Source organism: Dysgonomonas sp. GY617, assembly GCF_015233815.1.
In the GTDB taxonomy this organism is placed as follows: domain Bacteria; phylum Bacteroidota; class Bacteroidia; order Bacteroidales; family Dysgonomonadaceae; genus Dysgonomonas_A.
In genome coordinates this window covers 1-24175 of sequence record NZ_JADCLR010000035.1, presented here as the reverse complement: position 1 = coordinate 24175, position 24175 = coordinate 1, and the positions used below count along the sequence as shown (strand labels likewise).

The 24175-nt window shown below is 35.5% G+C and carries 25 protein-coding genes; 7 read left to right on the top strand and 18 right to left on the bottom strand.

Going from position 1 to position 24175, the window contains the following annotated elements; translation table 11 throughout:
- Nucleotides 1–293: galactokinase family protein (locus tag IR022_RS19635; protein ID WP_317174099.1), on the bottom strand; the 293-nt coding region annotated here is incomplete at its 3' end.
- 67 nt (nt 294–360) lie between these two features.
- Complete coding sequence (locus IR022_RS19630) at nt 361–507, bottom strand: hypothetical protein (RefSeq protein WP_157258188.1); 147 nt, start codon at nt 505–507, stop codon at nt 361–363.
- 184 nt (nt 508–691) lie between these two features.
- Between IR022_RS19630 and IR022_RS19625 the strand changes: the two genes are divergently transcribed.
- From IR022_RS19625 to cobU, 5 genes are all read left to right on the top strand, one after another.
- Nucleotides 692–2170: a cobyric acid synthase gene (locus tag IR022_RS19625; RefSeq protein ID WP_194205033.1), complete on the top strand. Its 1479-nt coding sequence runs from the start codon at nt 692–694 to the stop codon at nt 2168–2170.
- A gap of 1 nt (nt 2171) precedes the next feature.
- Nucleotides 2172–3182: an aminotransferase class I/II-fold pyridoxal phosphate-dependent enzyme gene (locus IR022_RS19620; protein ID WP_194205032.1), complete on the top strand. Its 1011-nt coding sequence runs from the start codon at nt 2172–2174 to the stop codon at nt 3180–3182.
- Nucleotides 3161–4123: an adenosylcobinamide-phosphate synthase CbiB gene (cbiB, locus tag IR022_RS19615; protein ID WP_194205031.1), complete on the top strand. Its 963-nt coding sequence runs from the start codon at nt 3161–3163 to the stop codon at nt 4121–4123. Before IR022_RS19620 ends, cbiB begins: the two co-directional genes overlap by 22 nt.
- Nucleotides 4120–4686, top strand: coding sequence for a cob(I)yrinic acid a,c-diamide adenosyltransferase (locus IR022_RS19610; RefSeq protein ID WP_194205030.1), 567 nt, complete (start codon nt 4120–4122; stop codon nt 4684–4686). The genes cbiB and IR022_RS19610 overlap by 4 nt, the downstream gene beginning before the upstream one ends.
- Before the next feature lie 82 nt (nt 4687–4768).
- Nucleotides 4769–5281, top strand: coding sequence for a bifunctional adenosylcobinamide kinase/adenosylcobinamide-phosphate guanylyltransferase (cobU, locus tag IR022_RS19605; protein WP_050709515.1), 513 nt, complete (start codon nt 4769–4771; stop codon nt 5279–5281).
- Between the two features lie 10 nt (nt 5282–5291).
- Here the strand turns inward: cobU and IR022_RS19600 are convergent, their stop codons facing one another.
- The 13 genes from IR022_RS19600 to IR022_RS19540 all read right to left on the bottom strand — a co-directional run bounded on the left by IR022_RS19600 (nt 5292) and on the right by IR022_RS19540 (nt 19824).
- Complete coding sequence (locus IR022_RS19600) at nt 5292–5780, bottom strand: hypothetical protein (protein WP_050709516.1); 489 nt, start codon at nt 5778–5780, stop codon at nt 5292–5294.
- A 136-nt stretch (nt 5781–5916) separates the two neighbouring features.
- Complete coding sequence (locus IR022_RS19595; protein WP_194205029.1) at nt 5917–7014, bottom strand: SPOR domain-containing protein; 1098 nt, start codon at nt 7012–7014, stop codon at nt 5917–5919.
- A gap of 223 nt (nt 7015–7237) precedes the next feature.
- Complete coding sequence (locus IR022_RS19590; protein WP_194205028.1) at nt 7238–8341, bottom strand: DUF1972 domain-containing protein; 1104 nt, start codon at nt 8339–8341, stop codon at nt 7238–7240.
- Nucleotides 8338–9531, bottom strand: coding sequence for a glycosyltransferase (locus tag IR022_RS19585; RefSeq protein WP_194205027.1), 1194 nt, complete (start codon nt 9529–9531; stop codon nt 8338–8340). The genes IR022_RS19590 and IR022_RS19585 overlap by 4 nt, the downstream gene beginning before the upstream one ends.
- Complete coding sequence (locus tag IR022_RS19580; RefSeq protein ID WP_194205026.1) at nt 9528–10682, bottom strand: glycosyltransferase family 4 protein; 1155 nt, start codon at nt 10680–10682, stop codon at nt 9528–9530. The genes IR022_RS19585 and IR022_RS19580 overlap by 4 nt, the downstream gene beginning before the upstream one ends.
- Nucleotides 10683–10697: 15 nt before the next feature.
- The gene (locus IR022_RS19575) at nt 10698–11819 is read right to left on the bottom strand and encodes a hypothetical protein (protein ID WP_194205025.1); all 1122 of its coding nucleotides are present in this window, start codon (nt 11817–11819) and stop codon (nt 10698–10700) included.
- Nucleotides 11819–13222: an O-unit flippase-like protein gene (gene wzx, locus IR022_RS19570; protein WP_194205024.1), complete on the bottom strand. Its 1404-nt coding sequence runs from the start codon at nt 13220–13222 to the stop codon at nt 11819–11821. Before wzx ends, IR022_RS19575 begins: the two co-directional genes overlap by 1 nt.
- A 12-nt stretch (nt 13223–13234) precedes the next feature.
- A complete protein-coding gene (locus tag IR022_RS19565) occupies nt 13235–15544 on the bottom strand; it encodes a GumC family protein (RefSeq protein WP_194205023.1) in 2310 nt (769 codons plus the stop codon).
- Nucleotides 15545–15601: 57 nt separating this feature from the next.
- Nucleotides 15602–16393 (bottom strand): polysaccharide biosynthesis/export family protein, encoded by a 792-nt coding sequence (locus IR022_RS19560; protein ID WP_050709524.1) that lies wholly within the window; start codon nt 16391–16393, stop codon nt 15602–15604.
- Nucleotides 16394–16702: 309 nt separating this feature from the next.
- On the bottom strand, nt 16703–17476 hold the full coding sequence (locus IR022_RS19555) for a zinc ribbon domain-containing protein (RefSeq protein WP_194205022.1): 774 nt from the start codon (nt 17474–17476) through the stop codon (nt 16703–16705).
- Between the two features lie 223 nt (nt 17477–17699).
- Nucleotides 17700–18113 (bottom strand): DUF6157 family protein, encoded by a 414-nt coding sequence (locus IR022_RS19550; protein ID WP_194205021.1) that lies wholly within the window; start codon nt 18111–18113, stop codon nt 17700–17702.
- A gap of 18 nt (nt 18114–18131) precedes the next feature.
- A complete protein-coding gene (locus IR022_RS19545) occupies nt 18132–19226 on the bottom strand; it encodes a Nif3-like dinuclear metal center hexameric protein (protein WP_194205020.1) in 1095 nt (364 codons plus the stop codon).
- Nucleotides 19227–19359: 133 nt separating this feature from the next.
- The gene (locus IR022_RS19540; protein WP_050709565.1) at nt 19360–19824 is read right to left on the bottom strand and encodes a MaoC family dehydratase; all 465 of its coding nucleotides are present in this window, start codon (nt 19822–19824) and stop codon (nt 19360–19362) included.
- 251 nt (nt 19825–20075) lie between these two features.
- Between IR022_RS19540 and ffh the strand changes: the two genes are divergently transcribed.
- Together ffh and folD are read left to right on the top strand one after the other, a co-directional pair.
- Entirely contained in the window at nt 20076–21410 is a 1335-nt protein-coding gene (gene ffh, locus IR022_RS19535; RefSeq protein ID WP_050709528.1) for a signal recognition particle protein, read from the top strand.
- A gap of 189 nt (nt 21411–21599) precedes the next feature.
- Nucleotides 21600–22481, top strand: a complete 882-nt coding sequence (folD, locus tag IR022_RS19530; RefSeq protein WP_050709529.1) for a bifunctional methylenetetrahydrofolate dehydrogenase/methenyltetrahydrofolate cyclohydrolase FolD — start codon at nt 21600–21602, stop codon at nt 22479–22481.
- Between the two features lie 103 nt (nt 22482–22584).
- Here the strand turns inward: folD and IR022_RS19525 are convergent, their stop codons facing one another.
- The 3 genes from IR022_RS19525 to IR022_RS19520 form a co-directional block, all read right to left on the bottom strand.
- The gene (locus tag IR022_RS19525; protein WP_050709530.1) at nt 22585–22884 is read right to left on the bottom strand and encodes a monooxygenase; all 300 of its coding nucleotides are present in this window, start codon (nt 22882–22884) and stop codon (nt 22585–22587) included.
- Between the two features lie 71 nt (nt 22885–22955).
- Nucleotides 22956–23087: a hypothetical protein gene (locus tag IR022_RS20200; RefSeq protein ID WP_262892263.1), complete on the bottom strand. Its 132-nt coding sequence runs from the start codon at nt 23085–23087 to the stop codon at nt 22956–22958.
- 578 nt (nt 23088–23665) lie between these two features.
- Nucleotides 23666–23947 (bottom strand): HU family DNA-binding protein, encoded by a 282-nt coding sequence (locus IR022_RS19520; protein WP_194203194.1) that lies wholly within the window; start codon nt 23945–23947, stop codon nt 23666–23668.
- Nucleotides 23948–24175 lie beyond the last annotated feature (228 nt).

The window sequence follows — 24175 nt, the reverse complement described above, 5'->3', positions numbered from 1 at the left end:
ATCATTTCAAGGCATACTCCGAAGATGTATTTTGCCCATTGTTTGATGGGTACGTCGTCTAGTTGGAATTCGTCCATTTCTTCGAGGTCTAAAGCGTATGCTTTTATGGTGTCTGTTGTTCCGTTTGGTTTGATCATGCAGTACATGGCTTTGTCGATGGCGCCGGGTAGTACGAATCCGCCGTTATAGTCGGTATGTTCGCCGATCAGGTTGATACGTCCGGGAGCAGTGTAAAGTGCGCCGCCTTCACCAAAGAGTGATTGGAATTTTTCTGTAATAGCAGTAGTTTTCATGGTTTTGAAATATTTATTTATATGGTTAATTATAATTATTTATTGTATATAATCGCACTAGATCACATCATAGTATAGTATCAAATCCGAGCGAAGTATCATCTACATAGTCAATCGACAAAAAGAATACACCTCCGAATTTATTAAGTGGTGTAAAATTAACATTTATTTCTGTACTCAATAACGTTTTTCGAACAAATGAGAACTTTTTCATTCTTTTAACTATGAGATAAGTACATCTACTATACAGAATGATAATATAAGATTCTCACTTCTTTACTTAGAACAAATGTAGCATCAATTGAGGATATTTTTAGATACTTAAAAAGTATATTTATTAGAAAGGATGTGCACAAATTCATACCTTTGTATCTAAATTTAGATTAGTACTTTATCCCATGGAGAAACTCCGACCAATAATGTTTGCCGGCACAGGTAGCGATGTTGGCAAAAGTGTGATTGCTGCCGCTTTTTGCCGAATATTTTTACAAGACGGTTATCACCCCGCCCCTTTCAAAGCTCAAAATATGGCTCTTAACTCTTTTGCAACTCCCGAAGGATTGGAAATTGGAAGAGCACAAGCCGTTCAGGCAGAAGCCGCTGGTATTCCCTGTCATACGGACATGAACCCTTTATTGTTAAAACCAACCACCGACAAAGTTGCTCAGGTTGTGCTAAACGGAAAACCTTATGGTAACCAAAGCGCTTATCAATATTTCAAAAAAGAAGGTCGTGACGTTCTGAGAAAAGCAGTAAATGATGCTTTTGATCGCCTAGAGAAGCGATTCAACCCCATAGTAATGGAAGGTGCAGGAAGTGTTTCAGAAATTAATCTGCGCGAAACTGATATTGTAAACCTCCCCATGGCTATACACGCAGGAGCTGATGTTATATTGGTAGCCGATATAGATAGAGGTGGCGTATTTGCCAGCGTTTACGGCTCAGTAATGCTAATGACCGAAGAAGAACGCAAACATACGAAAGGTATACTCATCAACAAATTCAGAGGTGATATGAGGCTTTTCGAATCGGGTGTAAAAATCATAGAAGACCTTTGTGGCATTCCTGTTATTGGTGTTGTGCCTTATTATAAAGACATTTACATAGAAGAGGAAGACTCGGTAATGCTTCAAACCAAAAACCTGCAAGCCTCTCATGACAAGGTAAATGTAGCAGTTGTACTACTGAGACACTTATCTAATTTCACCGATTTCAATATTCTGGAACGAGACCCTCGTGTCCATCTCTATTACACCAATAATACGGATGAAATAGAGAAAGCCGATATCATACTGATTCCCGGAAGCAAAAGTACTCTTGCCGATATGTATGAACTACGCCGCAATGGTGTAGCACAAAGCATCATTAAAGCACATAAAGAGGGAACGACAGTAATGGGCATCTGCGGAGGCTATCAAATGATGGGACAAGAGGTGTGCGACCCTTTACATGTAGAAGGATCAATTGAACGACTACCCGGATTGGGGCTACTGCCAATCTCCACAGAAATGCAGGGAGAGAAAGTGACTCGACAAGTACAATTCTCATTTCTTGATTCGAATGCTTCATGCGAAGGTTATGAAATTCACATGGGCACAACCACACCTCTCGATGGGACTGAATACAAAGCCCTAAACTATCTGAGTGATGGTACTAATGATGGTTTTTACTTGGATAGAAAATGCTTTGGCACATACATTCATGGTATTTTAGATAACGGAGCATTTATAGATTTTCTACTTGAGCCCTATGCCGAAAAGTTATCAAACGAACCATTCGATTTCAAAGCATATAAAGAAGAACAGTATAACAAGTTAGCCAACCATGTACGCAAAAACGTAAACATGGATTTGGTATATAAAATATTGACTACCTGAAATGATAACAGGACATGGCGATGACGCATATCAATTTGAACATAAAATTGTAAGTAATTTCAGTTCCAATGTATATAATAAATTCGATCTGAAAGATCTAAAGAAATTTCTATGGGCTAATATCTCATCTATACACTCGTATCCCGAACCCGATGCTCTCACTCTTCGAAAGCTAATTAGTCGCAAACTAAGTATATCGCCCGAAGAAATAGGCGTTACAAATGGAGCTACTGAGGCTATTTACCTAATTGCACAGGCTTTTAGAGGAAGCAAGACCGCTGTAGTAATTCCAACATTCAGAGAATACGAAGATGCTTGCGAAATACATGAGCATAGTTTATATTTTATAGAATCGCTAGAAGACATTGAGCCTGACACACAATTGATATGGTTATGCAACCCTAATAATCCTACGGGAAAGATATATGATAAGGAATATCTCGAAAAAGTGATCTCAAACAATCCTAACACTTGTTTCATTATAGATCAGTCGTATGCAGCATTTACCAATAACAAGATTTGGAGTGCGAATGAGACTCTCAAACATAGCAATGCTATCTTACTACATTCTTTGACTAAGTGCTATGCTATACCGGGATTACGTTTAGGCTACATTACAGCACAAAAAGATAAGATAGATAAGATTAAACATTATAGCATGCCTTGGTCTGTGAACCAATTAGCACAATTAGCAGGTTTATATTTATTAGAAAATGTATCTTACGATTTCTCTGATTACTTATTGGAATCTCAACGTGTACAAAAGCAACTTGCAAAGGTATCGGGAATCAAAGTCTATGCTTCGGATATGCATTTCTTCCTTTGTCAGTTAGAAAAAGGTAAAGCTTCGGATTTAAAAAAATTCTTGATAGAGACAGAAGGTTTTCTAATTCGTGACGCTGCTAATTTCAGAGGATTAAACGAAAGCTATTTTCGCATAGCTGTACAAGATCAATCGAATAATAATTTATTAGTAAAAGCTATCGAAGAATGGATAAGACTCTCTTTCTGATAATACCGCTTATCATTGGATGGATTGCTGATCGACTATTGGGAGATCCGGCATCGATTCCCCATCCCGTTGTAGCTTTTGGTAAAATAATAGCAAAGGGTGAGAAATTGCTCAACAAGGGAAAATCTAAAAAGTACAAAGGGGGTATATTTTCTATATTTCTAATCATAGGATGCTTTATCCTTTTCTATTACATAGACAAGGGATTAATCTACATAAATCCATATATAGCCATAGCGTTTAATGCCATAATGATATTCTTTTGTCTGGCAGGAAAAACACTTGCTGATGAAGTAAGAGACGTTTTCATAGCCACAGATAAATCGACCGAAGACGGTCGTAAACAAGTTGCCCGAATTGTAGGTAGAGACACCTCTCAATTGTCTCCTCAACAAATACGGACAGCAGCCCTTGAAACCCTATCAGAAAACCTGAGTGATGGAGTTATTGCTCCTCTTTTTTGGTACTTATTATTAGGTGTTCCTGGAATGCTTGCATACAAAATGATTAACACGCTTGATTCGATGATCGGATATAAAAACGAACGTTATAAAGACTTCGGATGCTGGGCTGCTCATATTGATGACATTGTCAATTATATCCCTGCTCGATTCACCGCTTTATTAATGCTTCTTGTTAGTGGCAGGTTATCTTTATTATCTTTCGTATCTAAATACGGATCGCAACACGCCAGCCCCAATTCGGGCTACCCCGAATCTGCTTTAGCAGGAATCCTTGATTGTAGATTTGGAGGTCCAAATTATTATTTCGGGCAGCTAGTAGACAAACCATACATAGGAATTACAGACAGGGCTATCATCACTGAAGATATGCAACTAGCTGTCAGTATAAATCAACGAACAGAGATACTAATGATTTTAATAATCATTGTGCTAAGTATTACAAATATATTCCCTTTACTTAATTTAAATTTATCATGAAAATATATACTAAAGGCGGCGACAAAGGCAAGACCGGAATACATGGAGGTCAGCGCGTTGACAAAGACGATATTCGCATCGAAGCTAACGGATGCATTGACGAATTGAATTCGATGATTGGAGTTGTACGAGCTTATCTCACACGTGAGCACGAATGGCAACCTATATTATTTAAGATACAAACCGAATTAATGGTAGTGATGTCTCATGTCGCAACTCCATCTGAGATGCGAGAAAAGAATCCTAACAAACTTCCTGAAGATTTGGCTAAATTCTGCGAAGAATGCATGGATAGCATGACCGACCGAATGGGTGAAAGTAAAACATTTGTTTTACCGGGTGGAACGCTAGTTTCGGCTCATCTACAATTAGCTAGAACCATTGCACGCAGAAGCGAACGCCGTTTATGGACATTGAATAAACAAGATGAAGTTCCCGCAAGCATTCTTCAATTTATAAACCGTCTATCCGACCTATTCTTCACAATGGCTCGTTTCGAAATGTTTCAAGAAGGAGCTGACGAGGAACGCTGGCACGACTTTTTATACAAGAGAAGATCATAAATCTCTTCTTATTGCTATCAATTAATACAACAGCAACAGATATTATAAAATAATATCCTCATTAATAATTTGCACAGCTTCTATGAGTAAAAAAATCATATTAATCACAGGAGGACAACGATCGGGTAAAAGTGGTTATGCTCAACAATTGGCACTATCTTTATCCGATAACCCTGTATATTTGGCAACTTCCCGCATATGGGACGAAGAGCACCAAAAGCGTATAGAGCGCCACAAGGCAGATAGAGGTACTGAATGGACTAATATAGAAGAAGAGAAACAATTAAGCCTCCATCAGCTTGAGAACCGCACTATTCTTGTAGACTGTGTCACACTATGGGCTACAAATTTTTTCTTTGATAATGATTCTGATGTAGAGCTTTCTTTATCTATGCTAAAAGAAGAATTTGATAAACTGACTCAACAAGAAGCTCAATTCATCTTTGTAACCAATGAGATTGGACTCGGAGGTACTACCGAAAACAAAGTCCAAAGACTATTCACCGATCTGCAAGGATGGATCAATCAATACATTGCCTCCAAAGCAGATCAGGTATATTTTATGGTTTCGGGGATTCCTATGAAAGTAAAGTAGGTACTATATTTCACTGTACTTTACTTAGTTGAATGCCATTTTTAGCAGCATATGCCATTTGCGCTTCTTCTAAAACAATTTCCTTTTGACCCAGTACAGTAGAAAGAGAATCGAGTGAATCATAATGAGCCACAATTTCTTCTTCAGCTAAAGCTTCCGCTTTATCCCCCAATTGCTCATACACAGATAACACGTCCAAACATGTTCTCATATAGTCAACCAATGCGGTATTCATAGGCTCGTCCCTATTCGGCGAATTAAGATCTAGTACCTCTTCAATTGAATTATTGAGATAATTTTGCCCTGTTTTAACCCTGAATTTTAGAGAAGAAAAGTCTGATGGTGATTTCACTTGCTCAGCCCAACTATATACACTCTCCATTTGTGAAACTGTGGAATTCCATTTGCTCACGTTTACATTTAAAACTTTATCACTATCGCCACATGAAAAGAAAGTAGCAGCAAAAAAGACTAAGCTCAACAAATAATATTTCCCCATAAGTAGTTTTAGTTAGTAGTAATACAATAAATTGAAGAGTACAAATATCAGATTTAATATTTACACAACCTCACTTGAATAAAAAAAGCTGCCTTTATCAGACAGCTTTTTTTATTTCTTATATAATATATTTCTCTTAATTCCTTTTAGTAAACACCCAAGCATCATCCAACTTAGGATTATTCTTTCTGAATGAAGCCAGATACTTTTCAGCCTGAGTTTTATCTTCAAAAGAAGCAATATAAATTCGGTTTCTATCCCCTGCATTAACTATATTAGCATCCTTATATCCTTGACTTTTAAATCTACCTAAAGCTTTCTCCGCTTCAGACTTGCTACCAGCACTTCCTATAATTACAAAGAACTTAGGTTCTACTGCTTTTTTCACTTTAGGAGTCTCAGCTATGGGTGTAACCTTAGTTACTTTAGCCGTTTCAACTTTTTGACTTATCGCAGGAGTCGCTTTCTTCTCTATTTTGGGTTCTTCTTTCTTTACTTCTACCTCTACCGTTGGCTTTTCAGTTTCAACTTTAGTTTCAGTAATCAAAGCAGGCTCTTCCGAAGATATAGCTAACAAATTCTCCACAGATGTAACTTCTGCTTCGGGCTTACTAGATATTGTAGCTGATGTAGAAATAAGATCTGCAAAGAATCCCGATTTCTGTATATTAGTATTTTCATTCTCCGAAATTGGAGTAGAAGTTACAAAAAACACCAAGATAGCTGCTGCTGCCGCGCCAACGCCGGCAAAGGCTCTTCTATAAAGCGAACGTTTGGTTGTAATAACTGATATTTTCTGTATTTCCTGAATATCAACTAATCTCTTTATATCTAAAGTTGATAAACCAAATGTTTCAGGATGAAATGCAGATAAGTTACTATTTGATTCGAAATGCAAGCGACTTTCGGCATCTAATGAAAGTTTACCTAATTGCCCGATCTGAACAGGTTGTCTAAGACTCAAAATAGTATTAAGTCTCTTTACCACATCAGTCAATCGTTTGCAGGCAACATCATATGAAATAGAATATGCATTCATATAAGACTCTGCCAACAAACCATCATTATACTTCAATTCGGGATTAAAACCTACGCTAACTCTAGGTGCAATAATAGAACCATCGGAAGCCATTTTTGCCACCTCACGATTCAACACAAAACCTCCAAAATCGGGTATAATCACACAGTCATGTTTCTGTATCAGGTAATCTATATGTGATGTAAATTCTTTCATATTACAAATATAAGTTATAGTATTCGACTTACCATTCTTTTAAAACTTAAAAGCAGATAGATAATTTTTATATCTATTAATCGTCTGAAATCCAATACTGATAAAGAATAGCGCAAATTTAGGGCTTGCAAAAAACACAAATAATGCTTAATAACATATAAATATAGAACACTACAAATTGAAATATTGGCTAACATTGTAGTGTCGAACCTTGAATCTAATACTATTTACTTTTCAGCACCTCATTAAACACATTTTCATATCTTAAGACTATTGATTTCCAAGAATATTCATTTCTAATCTTAGCCACGTTGTCACAAATAGATAACAATCTTTTATCCCTATTTGTTTCTGGAAATTCGTTTATAATAGTACTTATTTCATTACTATCATTAAAATAAAGAGTGCTTTGCTCCAATACGGTCTTATTAAAGGGATTGTTGTGTGCTACTATAAAACTTTGCGAAGCCATAGCTTCCAAGAGCGATGGATTAGTGCCACCAACAGAGTGTCCATGAAAATATAATGCTGAGTAATGGCGAAGATTGTCTAATACTTCTTTATTATATATCCCTCCAAGAAAATGCACATCTTTAGCCTTATACTTCTGTTGAAGGAACTTACCATATTTAGTTTCGACATTACCAATAACCAAGAACGGACGAGCGTCTTTCGATAGTACATAGCCATCCAGAATCATCTCAATATTATTCTCCGGCTCAAGGCGAGCTATTAATAAAAAATACTGATGAGCAGTAATATTATAATCTGATAGAATATTTTCATTAAATTGATCTACAACATCTGCACCATAAGCAATACAAAATGAATCAGCATTAAACTCCACCTTGTAATATTGTTGAATGGCTAAGTTATCGGAAACTAAGTAATCTGATTTTCTAACAGCCAGTTTTTCCAATCGCTTAATTAATTGTCTCGTAAAATAATTCCATTTACTTCTCTTCCACTCTATCCCATCCATATTTGTAATTACAATAGGTGAGTCTTTCTTCAACAAATAATATGAAGGTGCATTACTATGATAACCTGCTTCATAGATAATATCAAAGTCTTGCTTTAGAGCATCCTTTAAACATAAGTAATCATAAATAAAATTGGCTGCTGCTCCTATCTGCTTTTCGGGACTATAAATTTTCTTTATTACGACACCTTTGAAATCAGGTTGATTGTATTCATGAAAATGTACATTATATACTGTAACTGAGTGTCCAAGCTTTACCAACTCCACAGACAAATACTCTGCAAATTGTTCGAATCCTCCATAATTGTTGGGGATGCCTCTTGTTCCCAGTATTGCTATTTTCATTTATAGATCAATTCATTATAGACTGTCAATAATTGTTTCAGATACTTGTCTTCTGAAAACTTAGATAAGCTTTGATATCCATTTTCAGCCATTTCCGAATATTCTTCATTTGATAATACAATTGCTTTGAGAATTGTTTCTTTCAAGCTCTGTACATTTCCTGCTTCAAATAAAAAACCATTTTTACTATGTTGTACAATCTCTGGGATTGCTCCTATATCTGATGCTATAACAGGAGTACCCTGAGCCAAGCTTTCGGTACACGATAACCCGAATGTTTCATACCATTCAGATGGCACAATAGTATATTGCGCGTTATAGATAATAGATTGTAACTCATCTTTACTCTTAAAACCCAGTAATTCTACATTAGGCGGAATTTCAGTTAGAGACAAATCCCCTACTCCTGCAATTTTAAGTTTTAGATCAGGCAATTGTTTCATTGCCGACAATAATGTTCTAATTCCCTTTTCGCGAGAGAGTCGCCCGAAATACAGCAAATAATCACCTTTCTTTATATCTTTTGGAGTATCTACTTTAACTGGATTATAAATCACAATCGACTTATCTGATATATCTTTATTAAAGTCCTCATGCTTTTTATAGACAAAATTACTGACACAGATAAATCGATCTACATATTTTTCTGTCTTATAAAATAATCGCCGATAATACATTTCCATTGTAAGAAGACTACTTTCCACAAAGCTACCTTTGGCACATCGGGTAAACATGCAATTTAAATAATTGCCATTGATACACCTCTCGCAAATCTGCAAGGTCCTATCTAATAACAAATAAGAAGGACAAATCTGCCGATACTCGTGCAAAGTCATTACTATTGGAATATTATGTTTTTTAAGAACAGGCAATATAGAATTCGAAAAACTATTCTGATATAAATGGATATGTGCAATATCCGGTTTCTCCTTTTCTATGATCAATTCCACCATTTTAGCTGCGGAATGATTATAAAAAAAAGAAGGCAGATTATATATCTTTTCAATCAGAGAAGCACTCCTTTTCGGATATGATATAGTATAAGTAGGATTATAGGCCACCTCCCCCTCATCTGTTGATAAGAGAATCACATCATGTCCATCTGCTTTGAGTAAACCTATTGTATCGAACAATACAGTTTCGGTTCCTCCTTTCAGCGATGGATATTTATTGATCTGGAGTATTTTCATTTACTATTTCCCTTAATAACCTCATTAAATAAACTAATCCATTTGGGCATAATATACTCAGGAAGAAAACGCAGTGCATTTACTTTTGCCTTTTGTCCCACTTGTATTCTTAACCCCTCATTTTCAATTAGCAATATTATCTTTTGAGCTAATCCCTCTATATTTTCAGTCTCTACTAGAAACCCATCTTCTCCGTCTTTAATTATTTCGGATGGGCCACTTGGGCAATCGAAAGAGATACAAGGCAATCCACATGCCATAGCTTCTGTAAGAACCAACCCAAAGCCTTCGTAAATGGAAGACATTAAATAGACAGAACTTTTCAGATACTCCTGCACTATATTATTTGTTGGAGGATATATAGATATGCTAGAAGTTAGGTCCGCTTCCCTAATCATTCTATTGAGCATCTCCTTATCTTCTCCCTCTCCAAAGATTGTAAGTTTCCATTCAGGATATTTTTTAGCAACTATTTGCCACGCCTCAATTAATAACGGATAGCCCTTTTGTCGTGTTAATCTCCCAACACTTATAATCCGCTTTTCAATACAGAGACTTTGCTCTGATGGATAAAATGATAATGAATTGGGAATTACTTTCACATTTTTAATTTCACTCCACCTTTTTCGATCTTCTTCCGTTAGTACAACAAAAGCATCGTATTTATTGAGGTATTTGTATTTTCTTTTCTCTCCTGCAATAGCAATAACTCTTTTGAGCAAAGGAATAGAACCCGACTTATATTCGATCGATTTATAAGGTTTGCTAAAATGAATTTCCGCTATTTTTTTACTACCGTCTTTTATTTCCGATAGAATAGACAATTCGTGAGTATAAGTAGATATACTTATGTCGGGTTTTATTTCATTCAGTACAGCTTCTAGACGCAAATAATGCAGTCGTCTCTTTTTCAACTGAGTAGGTAATGCTTTGTAAATAGATAAAAACTCTAACTCATCATAATTTATCTCTAAATCCACAAACTTAATTCGAGAAGAGAAATCAAAAAAATTGGCTTTATACTTTCTGTCAGTCGTTACTATAGTCACATCATAGCCTATAACATCCGCAAGGTAATTAGCCTTACTGCAAATGCTACGTTCCATACCTCCCGATTGAGAAGAATCTATGAGACAATATACAATTTTCATTCGTCTTGAGTATTTTCAGTCAAGCTGCTTGGAGTCTGTATCGAAAAGTTCCTCCTTGTTGTATCGGTATTTGTACAAGAGTACCCAAAACAGATTGTTCCCTATAATTACACTGAATAAAAGCAAAGACTCCATAAGTCCATAAACCAGAAAACTTACAACAACAGCAATAATAATGATATTCTGCTGCTTCACAATATTCCTAATTGCAAAGAAGTATAAATATATGAAATATATGAACAGAAAAACGCCTGCTTCGAAAAGCAGATGCATATAACTACTATCAATTATAATATAGTCAAATGCGGTTGTACCTAACAGATATTGTATGGGGACTAAGCTATCGAGCAATTGTTTATATAAAGTAAGGCGAGTACTAACTAACATATTCAAAGCAGGATATTCTTCAACATTCTGAGCTAAATAGATAGTCAATGCAGTAAATAACAGAGGTAATATGTAAAGAATATACCGTGAATAACCGATTCGATAATTAGGCTTTAACTTCATCCTTAGAGAATAGTAAAACAGAACTGCACAGAAAGTGATAATCGTCAATATAAAGCTACGGGAAACCGTCTCAGTATAAAGATAGATGGATAATAACATTAAAACACTCAGTAGAATCCAGACAAAATTTCTATATCTGGATAAATAACAATACAACAACAAAGATGTGAATAATCCCCAATAATATATTGCAGCAATATTAGGATGACTAAACCCAAAATCATATCGTACCCGAATAAGACTAAAAGTTTCGGACTGCATCATTCGTCCCGTTCCTACAAACAAAAACATTATAAAAACAGTAGTCCCTAATATGATTATATTGTATTTCAGATAGGTTTTCAGATTCAATGTAGATACGCACTGCATCAATATTATAGGCGTGAGTACATTCAGTTTATAGGGTGTAAATTCGGCTAGAGAGATAATTACAAACAGACCTAAGCAATACAAATACTCACGTCTCATAGCAGCATAATCGAACGACAGGAGGAAAAAAACAACTGTGAGGACGGAGAGAATCTCCTGCCTTTCACCCAATACGACCGTAAAGAGGAATCTGAAATTGAGTATCAATAACAGAATAAATATACTAGGCTTCCGTATCTTTTCTAAAACCTCATTCATCACCTACTCCTTTCTTTCCCAATCCAGTTCGAAATTCCGTATTTTATTTGTTGCCAATAATTCATACCTATTCCTTCCGAAACAGTTAATTCCCATTTCCAATTCTGATAACAAAGTTGAACAATACCAATTGCTAAAATAGCTCCCAGAACTCCTAAGTCGAAATAAAGAATCAATATAGGCATCAATATAAAGATACCCAATGCCGACCACAAGGAAGATGCAAGATAGGGAACTTTATTCTCGGAAGATATAAGATTCAGAGCCAATGCCTGATTAGAATCGAACAAATATACTATAAACAGTACTGCTAAAGGCAAAGTTGGCAAAAACGTAGTACCACTCCCAATAATCGCCAGACCCCAATCTCCAAACAGCAACACAGCAACACAGCCTAGTGTATACAGCAATAAGAAGAGCACTAAGCTTTTAGAATAGATGCGTCTGATAACATCAAGATCTCTTGTTACCCAACTTTGCGATATATATGTAGAATAACTATAATAGTATAATAAAGAAACAGCTGTTAATACATTTACAACCTGTATACTCAGTCCATATTTAGCAATCGTAGCCAATGGGAGAAACAGAGATGCATAAAAGAGACTTCCTTTAGTTGAAAAGTATAATGCCATATTAGCCAATCCTAATTTATAGGTATTCTGCCAGATAACACTCATCAAATCTTTAGTCTGTATTTCAATTTCTCTTAATTTTGGCCTCAAATCATCTTTGTAAGCAAAATAATCACCCAAAGCAAAATTAACCAGAGCCGATATACAGTTGGCTATCGCAATACCCAAAATACCATAACCCGAATACAATAAGCCGAAAGTCAAAAGCATGTAAACCCCACGATTTATAATAATCAATTGGTTGTATTCCTTTATATAACCACGCCCTTGCAGAATACAACTCAAATAGAGGCAATAAAAGCTAAAGACAATACTCAATGAATAAAGTATCCACGAAGTAATTATAATATTTTGATCGGGCAGCCCATCAGATAAGTAACTGATATACCAAGAGCCTACAACTATCAGCAAGAAGATCATACCAATAGAAACATACCCATAAAACCGACGCATGGCATGTATCAAACTTTTAATCAAAGGGTAATTTGACTCTTTCAGAACTTCGGAAAAAGAGTCTACACCATCTTTTATCAAAGAAGTAGCACCTCCGAAAGCATACGAGATATTACGGGCAAAAGTGGTTTGAAAAGCCAATCCTATAAGTGTAGCAAACATCCCCAGATTGACGAAAATATACCAGACACCTAACGTATCGGATGGAAGGTAGCGAAAGATAGCAGGCAGTATGAAAATATTAGCGCCTATATTACAACCTTGTGCTACATATCCCCATATAACGTCTTTTCGGGTAATAACTATCTTGCTCAATATTTTGTGTTGTTATGCTTTGCCTTTGTTGGCTGCTCCATAACCATAACCGTAAGCGGCTTTGGTAGTAGTTCCATTGATAACTATCGATACATTTTTCAACTTTTGTTCCTCAACAATAGATTCCGCTAATTTGAGGTACGATTTATTTGTATAATTAGCTCTGAACAGATATACCGTTGTATCGGAAACTCTATCTAAACAGAAGGTATCGGAAACCATTCCAACAGGAGCAGTGTCAACAATAATATAATCGAAATTCTCTCGCAGATATGCAAACATCTCCTCCAAACGGTCGTTTAATAACAGTTCCGCAGGATTAGGTGGTATAGGTCCCGCAGGCACTACATATACATTTGGATGCAAATCGGGACGATGTATAACAATCTCTTCGGGCTTCATATCATCCGAAGCCAGATACATAGTCATACCATCCTTTCGGCTTATGCTCAAATATTCAGAAAGCTTAGGGTTACGGATATCCAAACCGACCAAAGCTACTTTTTTATTTTTAATCAAGGCAAATGAAAGTGCAAGGTTAACTGTAAAAAACGATTTACCTTCTCCACTCACACTTGAGGTTACCAAAATAACCTTTTGATCTTTCTTCATCAAAAATTGCAGATTCGTTCTCACCAATCGGAACAACTCCGCTGTTGAAGTATTAATACCTTCTGCTACAGCAATATTTTCGGCTGTTTTGTCGAGACATATTTCACCCAAAACGGGTACAGATGTTGCCTCTTCCAGTTCTTCTTTCGATGCTATTTTTATTTTGAATATATCAATCAAATAAATAATCAACACAGGTATCAGTAGCGCAAACAATAAAGAAATACCCAATGTAATTATTTTGCGAGGAGCAACAGGCTTCCATATATTATATGCACCATCAATAACTTTCGCTTTGGGTGTTGTAGAAGCCAACGTTAATTGCGTTTCTTCCATCTTGGTCAGGAGAAATACATAAAGGTCTGATTTTACTTTTCGTTGACGTTCTATTTCCAAATACTCACGTTCCTGTCTGGGCATCTCAGATATTCGCGATTGCATTTCGCCTTCAAGCCCTGCCCAATCTTTCTTTCGTATACTAATATCCCTGCGGGCATTACGAATACTTGTTTCAACATTTTTCCTTAGCAAATCGATCTGTTCGTTCATCGAAATCACAACCGGGTTTTGTTGAGTACTATTCTGCAACAAGTGTGTTCTTTCCAATAAAGCACTATTGTAAGCACGTATAGCCTCTAAAGTATTGTTTGAAACAGCAGTATTAGATGGAATCAGCTCATATTTATTCTTTGGATCGGAGATAAAACCCTCAAGCATATCTGCAATACTCAATTGTATATTTATCTCTGTACTTTTCTCTTGAAGATCATTGTACTTTTCAATAAACACGGTAGACTCCGAAGTCATATCCGTTATATTATTTTGTTTCTTGAAGTTTTCGAGATATTTCTCCAAATCGCTCAGTTCATTAGAGAGTAAGTTGATCCGTTCCTTTATAAAATCAGCAGTATTTTCGGCCTCTCTATTTTTATCTACTTTGGCATCATCATTATATAATTCAATGAGCTTATTTAGAATATCTTTACCCCGATCTTTATTTACATCCCTTATGCTAAGAGTTATAATATCTGAACTATTAGAGCCTGAGCCAACCATTATTTTCTCACGAAATTTCTCAGCAGCATAATCTAATCCAGCTAAAACAACGTTTAATGTATAATCCTTTTTATCGATTGGTTTGCCTGAATAATTCAATGTAAAGCTGCCATAGGGAAGTTTTACTTCGGCAGGTAAAGAAGAGAACTCAAATTCGCCTATTTTATCTCCATCTGCTTTTACTCTTACTTTAACTGCCTTACCTTCTACACTTATTTTAAATTTCAGAGGCATCGACAAAGTGTCAACAATGCTCCGCTCCACAACCAAATTTAGAGGTGAAGTATTATACATCGATTTATCGAATGGAAATTTCTTTAAGTCGTAAGTAGTGTACAAACCTAACTCATAAATCATATCGCGCATATGCGATTGAGACGACATCACCGCCGATTCGTCATCTATATTATCAGAACCGCCCAGTCCTCCCAACCCAAAACTACGAACCAATGAAGATGCTATTTTAGCACCCTCCTCCTCTGTTCTCAGTTTCACATTCGAAACAATCAAAAAAGTAGGATCTACCGTTTTCAGATAAGCTATTGCTATAAATAAGCAAGCAATACCCGATACTAAAAACCATTTCCAATATCGTGTGTATTTGAGGATAACGTCTCCTACATCTACAAATTCGGATTTCTTATTTACACTCATATAAAAGTAGTTTCAACTATTTACTGCCATACCTATTACTAAGTTGTCTGACCTTAATCATTTATTAGACACAGCTATTATTAATGATACTGTGGCAATTACACTGGTGATGGCTGTAGTAATCAATGTCAAGTTAAACTGTTTTTGTTGACTCATCTGTGCATCTTTCTGATGCTCTTTGTTCGACTCTACATACACAATATCGTTTTGTTGCAAGTAGAAATATTTTGAAGAAAATACATCACCGCTTTTAGTCAGATCAAATCGTATAAACTCTTTCTTTCCCTCATTCTCGCGGATCAGCAATACATTATCACGTCTTCCATAAAGGGTTAAATCCCGAGCATTTGCAATAGCATCCAATATAGATACCCGTTGACCGGTGAAATAGAAAGGACCCGGAGCATTTACCGACCCTAAGACAGATACTCTAAAATTCAAAATCTGGATATTTACAATAGGATCTTTTACATAATCCTCTAATCGAATCTGCAATAAACTAACAGCCTCTTCAAGAGACAAACCAGCTAATCTAATTTTTCCTAAGGTAGGGAAGTTGATCTCACCTTGGCTATCAACCAAATATGTAGGAAGCGGACTTTGAGTAGGATTAAGTTGTCCCGTTACAGGAAGATTAAAGGGCGTTACAGCCTGAGGATTAACAGATGATACAACAATAGCTAGCTGATCGTCAGGCTTTATTCTTATTTCTTGTATAGAATCAGACATTACAACTTCTTTCTGCAAGTATTCATCTAGATCTTGAAAATATGAGAAGTTCTTTGTTGTTCCACACGAACTACAAAAAATAATTATTCCGATGAATAGTAAAAAATGATACCTCTTCATTTATTATATATATTTTAATACCTATATACTCCTTACCTCAATTCGAGCGAAAATGATAATTGTAGCTTGCAATACTTTCTTAAAAAGCCAAACAAACAAAAAAAGCTGAACTAACATTATAACGTCTGTTGGGAACAGAAATTATACACTAAATGACAAAGATACTTTTTTAATGAAAAGTTAGTCTTTTTAAAAGGCAGAAAAGTATTTTTCCCTAAAACAAAGAGCCTCTTGAATAATTATCCAAGAGGCTCTCATTTATTTTTGCTGAGTTTTTTTTTAAAAAAATTCAGAAAAAGGTCTTAAACCTTAATCTAAAGATAAAAATCCTACATTATTGATAAGTTCAGTGTCAACCATGATACGACCGCAATATTCACATACCAAGATTTTCTTTCCTAATTTAATATCCATTTGCTTTTGTGGTGGTATTTTATTGAAACAACCTCCACAAGCTCCACGCTCAATAGATACAATTGCCAAACCATTACGTGCACTTTTACGGATACGTTTGAATGCTTGAAGAAGGCGAGGCTCTACTTCTGCTTCAATGCCTTTTATCTCATCTCTTAAAACTTCTTCTTGTTGTTTAGTTTCAGAAACGATTTCATCTAATTCTTCTTTCTTTTGTGCTAAGTCAGCAGAACGATCTGTTAGATAAGCATGACTTGTTTCGATTTGCTCTTTCAGAGTTTTTACGTTTTGAGTAAATTCTTTGATACGCTTTTCTGACAATTCAATTTCTAATGTTTCGAATTCAATTTCCTTGCTCAGGTGATCGTATTCGCGATTGTTACGTACATTATCTAGTTGTTCTTTATACTTCTCAACTTTCAATGTACAATCTTGAATTTTTTGCTTCTGTTGAGCAACAGCAGCTTCAAATTCTTTAAGATCCGACTCATATTTTCCAACACGTGTTTTAAGACCTGCAATTTCATCATCTAAGTCAGATACCTCTAAAGGTAATTCACCACGAAGTATTTTGATTTTATCTACTTCCGACAATTTTTCTTGTAGATTATAAAGCGTTCTTAGCTTATCTTCTACTGCAATTTCTTTTTCAGCTGGTTTCTTTGCCATTTTATATTTTGTTATTTATTAAGTCCAATACAACTATTCGCACATTACTAAGAATAAAAAAATGCAGCAAACAAAAAGCATCATATTTCGCTTTTTTATTTACTACATTGCAATATTTCGGCGGGAGTATATCACCACGTCCATACACAGAATTGCTATTTATTCGTCACAATTCAAATACAAAGATACTATTTTCAGATGAAATTACCAAAAATAGCCCCATTCATTTACGAGATGAACGCATGGCTTTCAGATGTTTTAACTCTGCATCTACTTTCAGTTTACTATATTCATCCGATTCAATGGCATAAATAGCTATTTTGCCTTCTACATTATAATGTATTCCCCATCCGTAACGCTTTGGCAATGGAGAACAGCGAAGACAAGGCTGTCCTTTAGAGAAAAACAAAGCTTTTTCTTTTTCAATATCATCAGATTCTACCGCATTCTTACTTACATAGATATCAAATACAATATCATCTGATGAATACAGATAAGGATTCTCCTTTATTTTATAGAATTGTATTGTAGCAACTGTTTTTTTATTACCTCGTTCTATAGGAATTTCAGCTTTCGTCAATAAACAATCCTCTGCAACCTCTATAAACGTATTATAATAGTTGGTCGATTTTTCCATAAATCACACTATAATAGATTATAGATATTTAACCGGGTTGACATCAAATTGAGATAAATTTAATTCCACTTCAGGATGCTTTTCTGAGATAAGATCATAAAATATATCTTTTGTACAGATCTCAGATTCATAATGACCAACAGTAGCCAATAAGATTTTGTCCTCTACATCATAGAAGTCATTATATTTAGCCTCCCCTGTTATAAAAACATCAGCACCATAACCAATAGCTTGAGGCAGAAGGAAAGCTCCACTACCACCACATAAAGCTACTTCGTGAATCATAGTTCCCCGATAAGTGGAATGCTGGATACTCGACAAATGAAGTGTATCTTTCAAATAGTACAGAAAATCTTCTTCTTCCATCGGATCAGGCAAAGTACCTACAATACCACTACCTGCTTGCGACCACGAATTTTGCAAAGTGTAAAAATCATAAGCTGGTTCTTCGTAAGGATGCACTGCTAAGAGAGCATTCAGAACTTCTTTTTGTTTAAATGCAGGTAAGATAACTTCTATCCGCAATTCGGCTTCGCGATGTAGCTCACCTTTCTCTCCGATAAAAGGAGTCGCATTCTCCCCTGCTCTAAAAGTTCCTTCACCTATTATATTATAACTACAAGCATCATAATTTCCAATACTTCCCGCTCCGGCATTGAATAAAACAGTACGTACACTATCCGCATAATCCATTGGCACAAATGTGACCAATTTCATCAGACTATTTTTTTGTGGTGCAAGTATCTTCACTTGTTGTAAGTCGAGTATTTTCGCCAATTGATAATTAACACCTCCAACAGCATTATCTAAATTGGTATGAGCAGCATATACCACAATATCGTGCTTACACGCTTTTATCATACAACGCTCAACATAATTTTTACCCGTAAGAGATTTAAAACTACGAAAAGCCAGAGGATGGTGCGATACTACAAGGTTACACCCCAATCGTATAGCTTCATCCATTACATCTTCGGTAACATCAATACACAGCAAAACAGCTTTCACTTCTTGGCTGACATCACCTACCTGCACACCGCAATTATCGAAACTCTCCTGCAAAGGCAGAGGAGCCAGATGTTCTATTGTTTGTAATATTTCTTTTATTTTCATGGTCTACGCGGATTATATAATAAAATACTCTATTGTTTTCTACCCCTAAAAGGTTACAACCCTTATATTACTTACAACTAATAACAACAAGAAAATGAAACAGTAGTAAGTTCTAAGTTATATTCAGCTTATTCTACAAAAAGTTATATAGAAAAAGGACAGTTGCTTCATAAGCGTTTTTAGTGGAATCTTTAATTTCCATTGTCACCTTCATTTCAGCTTTTATTGTACCTCTAAGATTTATCAGCGAAAGAAGTTTTACACGTATACGAACCTCACTATCAACCACAACTGCCTGACCAAACTTCAGCTTATCCATACCATAGTTGATCATCATTTTAAGATTACGCACATCAATTATCTGAGACCATAGATGAGGCAATAGTGACAATGTTAAATAACCATGAGCAATTGTATTATGAAATACGCTTTCCGTTTTAGCTTTCTCCACATCAACATGTATCCATTGATGATCAAGAGTCGCATCTGCAAATAAATTTATACGATCTTGTGTAATTTTCAGATAATCGGACACTCCGATTTCTTTACCAACATATTGTTCAAACTCTTCAAATGAGTTAATTATCACTTTATCCATAATGTCTTTAATCATGTGTATAACAATAGATATTACATCCAGAGAAGGACTATTTCTTTAGTTGTAACATCTTAAAATTTTATTTGTTGTAAGCAAAGATACTTATTTTGCTCATATATTATATATAGCAATCAGAGATACAACAAGTAAGGTATCAATTAATTCTCAATTGAGATCAAAAAAACTTTATTATCTTTGTACTTCTTATCAGATTAGAGTAGAAAATATAACAATAGAAGACGCTATATCATATGTTTGAAAATTTAAGTGATAGATTAGACCGATCGTTTAAACTACTAAAAGGTGAAGGCAAAATAACGGAGATCAACGTTGCAGAAACGCTGAAAGATGTTCGTAGAGCATTGCTTGACGCCGACGTTAACTTTAAAACTGCTAAACAATTTACCGAAACAGTTAAGGAAAAGGCTTTAGGACAAAATGTACTTACAGCTGTTAAGCCTAGCCAGTTGATGGTAAAAATAGTACATGATGAGCTTGCCGAACTAATGGGAGGTACATCTGTAGATATTAGTCTGGATGGCAATCCGGCTATTATTCTTATGGCAGGACTACAAGGTTCGGGAAAAACAACTTTCTCGGGAAAGCTTGCCAACCTTCTTAAAACTAAAAAAGGAAAAAAACCTCTACTCGTTGCAGATGACATATACCGTCCTGCGGCTATAGAACAGTTGAGAATATTAGGAACTCAAATAGATGTTCCTGTGTATTCGGAAGACGGAAATAACAATCCTGTTGAAATTGCCCTAAACGCAATTAAACAAGCAAAAGCAAACGGTAACGATGTTGTAATTATAGATACAGCAGGTCGTTTAGCAATTGATGAAGCGATGATGAACGAAATCGCAGCAATCAAAACAGCAGTTAAACCTAGCGAAATATTGTTCGTTGTAGACTCTATGACGGGACAGGATGCAGTAAACACCGCTAAAGAATTCAACGACAGATTGAACTTTGACGGAGTTATCCTTACCAAATTAGATGGTGACACACGTGGTGGAGCAGCTCTATCAATTCGTTCGATAGTAAACAAGCCTATCAAGTATGTGGGTATGGGCGAAAAGATGGATGCACTAGACATTTTCCATCCCGAACGTATGGCTGACCGTATATTAGGAATGGGTGATATCGTTTCGTTAGTAGAACGTGCCCAAGAGCAATATGACGAAGAAGAAGCTCGCCGTCTTCAAAAGAAGATTGCAAAAAATCAATTTGACTTTAATGACTTCCTTTCTCAAATACACCAAATCAAGAAAATGGGTAACCTTAAAGATTTGGCAGCCATGATTCCCGGTGTAGGAAAAGCGATGAAAGATATAGATATCGATGATAATGCTTTCAAAAGTATTGAAGCGATTATCTACTCTATGAGTCCAAAAGAAAGAGTTAGTCCAGAGATTCTCAACGGAAGTCGCCGTCAGCGTATAGCTAAAGGTAGCGGAACATCTATTCAGGAGGTAAACAAACTAATCAAACAGTTTGATGAAACCCGAAAGATGATGAAAATGATGACTCAGATGAAAGGCGCAGGCAAATTGATGTCGAAGATGCCTGGAATGAAAAGATAAGATAAATTGAAAGAGGGGTCGTTGTGCCCCTCTTTTTATTATAAGTAGTTTCAACTATTTATCGCCTTGTATAAGATTACACATCTTGTGTACTTATTTACTTGCACAACTTGTTAACTACTTCACGAGATTTACCAACGCAAGAAAAAAGGTCTGTGACCTTACTAAAAAATTAAACACAGAATATCTATGCAACTTATCGACGGAAAGGCTATAGCCGCTCAAATAAAAAAAGAAATTGCCGAAGAGGTAACTATTATAAAAGCAAACGGAGGAAAAACACCACACCTCGTTGCTGTTCTTGTAGGACACGATGGAGGTAGCGAAACCTACGTTTCGAACAAAGTACGTACATGCGAAGAAGTAGGCTTCAAATCAACCCTTATCAGATATGAAAGCGACGTTACCGAAGAAGAAATTCTTGCGTGTGTAGAAAAATTGAATAAGGATGCAGATGTAGATGGTTTTATTGTACAGCTGCCCTTACCAAAACATATTTCTGAAGAAAAAGTAATAGAAGCAATCGACTACCGCAAAGATGTTGACGGATTTCATCCAATCAATGTAGGTCGTATGTCAATAGGTCTTCCCTGTTTTGTCTCTGCAACACCAGCCGGTATAGTTGAGCTACTTAAACGTTATAATATACCTACACAAGGCAAGAATTGTGTTGTACTGGGCAGAAGTAACATCGTAGGTAAACCGATAGCAGGTCTTATGATGCAAAAAGGTTATCCGGGAGACGCAACAGTAACAGTATGCCATAGCCGCACTCCTAATATCAAAGAGATATGTCTAGAAGCCGATATCATTATAGCAGCAATGGGCGTTCCTGAATTTCTGAAAGGAGATATGGTAAAAGAAGGCGTAACCGTAATTGATGTTGGAACTACAAGAGTGCCATCCACAGAAACAAAATCGGGCTTTAAATTAAAAGGAGATGTTGCTTTTGATGAAGTGGTAGCCAAAGCTGGATTCATTACTCCAGTTCCCGGAGGTGTAGGTCCCATGACTATTATTTCTTTGATGAGAAATACACTCCTTGCCGGAAAAAAGGAAATCTACAAATAGATAACTACTCTCTCTTTTAATTTTGAGGGATTTAAAAATAAAATATCAGGAGTAACATTAATATTACTCCTGATAATTCAAAACGAATGAATCTTGTCAGGAATTAAATCCCGTGATTTATTATAGAAAGAGTCTCGTTTACATTGAAAAACTTGCTAGTAATATTTTTTGCCCCCATTGCTTCAACACGTTTTACATGCATTTGAGCATATTTTTCAGCAGAAGCCATATCTTTAAATAGATATATACCTCCACTTTCTTCTGTTCGAGTATTTTCTATCCATATTTTAGAAATAAAGCCTTCTTCGTTATTAATGCTTTCTGCTAATTGTTTAGCTCCATTTGTTAGTGCATCTCCCATCATCTCGGCTGGAAAATCAAAATTAATTTGTATTAGTACCATAATCGGATATATTAATGTTATTTAGATTTATAAAACGAATCGAACCATTTTTTGAAACGCCACAAATTACCTTATCGAGAAACAATGGCTTCTAATGCATTCTCATTTTGCAAACGTAGTAATTCTTTTTCAGCTTGCTGCATACTTATTTCTTCCAATATAGAAAGCTCTTTAATAGTTATAGTTATACTTGTATCAATCATATCAAAAGAGACTATACATAGAAAGTATATTATATAAAAAAGGAGAAATCTATGACTTCGATCTTCAAGCAAGACGATCGGATATTTTGCAAAGTATATTTTGAGGTTTAATTTCGATTTTAGGATTGAGTATAGTTATTGATAAATAGAAAGTCTTCGAATAAAAGGAAAAAGCACAAAAAACTCATCCCAAAACAATAAAAGATATTGTCATTATAACAGTCTGAACAGGTACAAATTCAAACTTGCATTAGTCTTCATTTTTCAGCCTATTTTACATGTTATAAAACATGAAGTGGGTACAAAAAAGAAGAGGTTGTCATCTCGACACTCCCTGTTTAAGATGTAACTCTCTGTAAATCAATATGTATTTTTGTTAAATAAGCCTAAACCAACATATAGCGCGACATGGACAGGGTTTATAGTAATATTTAAACACTAACAAATATATATAGATTATTTTTATAAAAGAGTCTATTAATAGACTCTTTTTTGAATATACAATATATATAAATAAAAGCCCCATATGAAGGCTATTCATATGGGCAAACATGGTATCTATATAACATCAATAAAGCTTATTTTTTTATGTATTTATCGCTTCCGATTAAAGGTGTAGCTTTAAATTTGACCACTTTTTTAGGTCTGGCCATAATAGTTTGACCACTTTTCGGATTTCTGGATTGACGTTCCGGTAATTGCTTTATCGAAAAAGTACCAAAATTATGGATTGATATTTTATCACCTTTAGATAAAGCCACCCGAATCGTTTCCAGAATCATTTCCAGGCTTGATTGAATAATACTCTGTGTTAATCCACTCCTTTGCGCAGCAGCTTTAATTAAGTCTCTTTTGTTCATTGTTTAAATTTTAGGTAAGTGTAGAATTTAGTATCTTATCCTGTTTTTGTTCTTGTTATATACCATTCTGAACAGCTAGAAATACAATCAAGCAGATACCCCTGACTAATTTGATACATCTTTGTTGAAATATACAAAATATATATTATCTGTATTTCTGCTTTATGGGTTTAATATGAATTTCAATTCTACCATCGTTAATAATGCTAACCAGGCTTTTATACATCG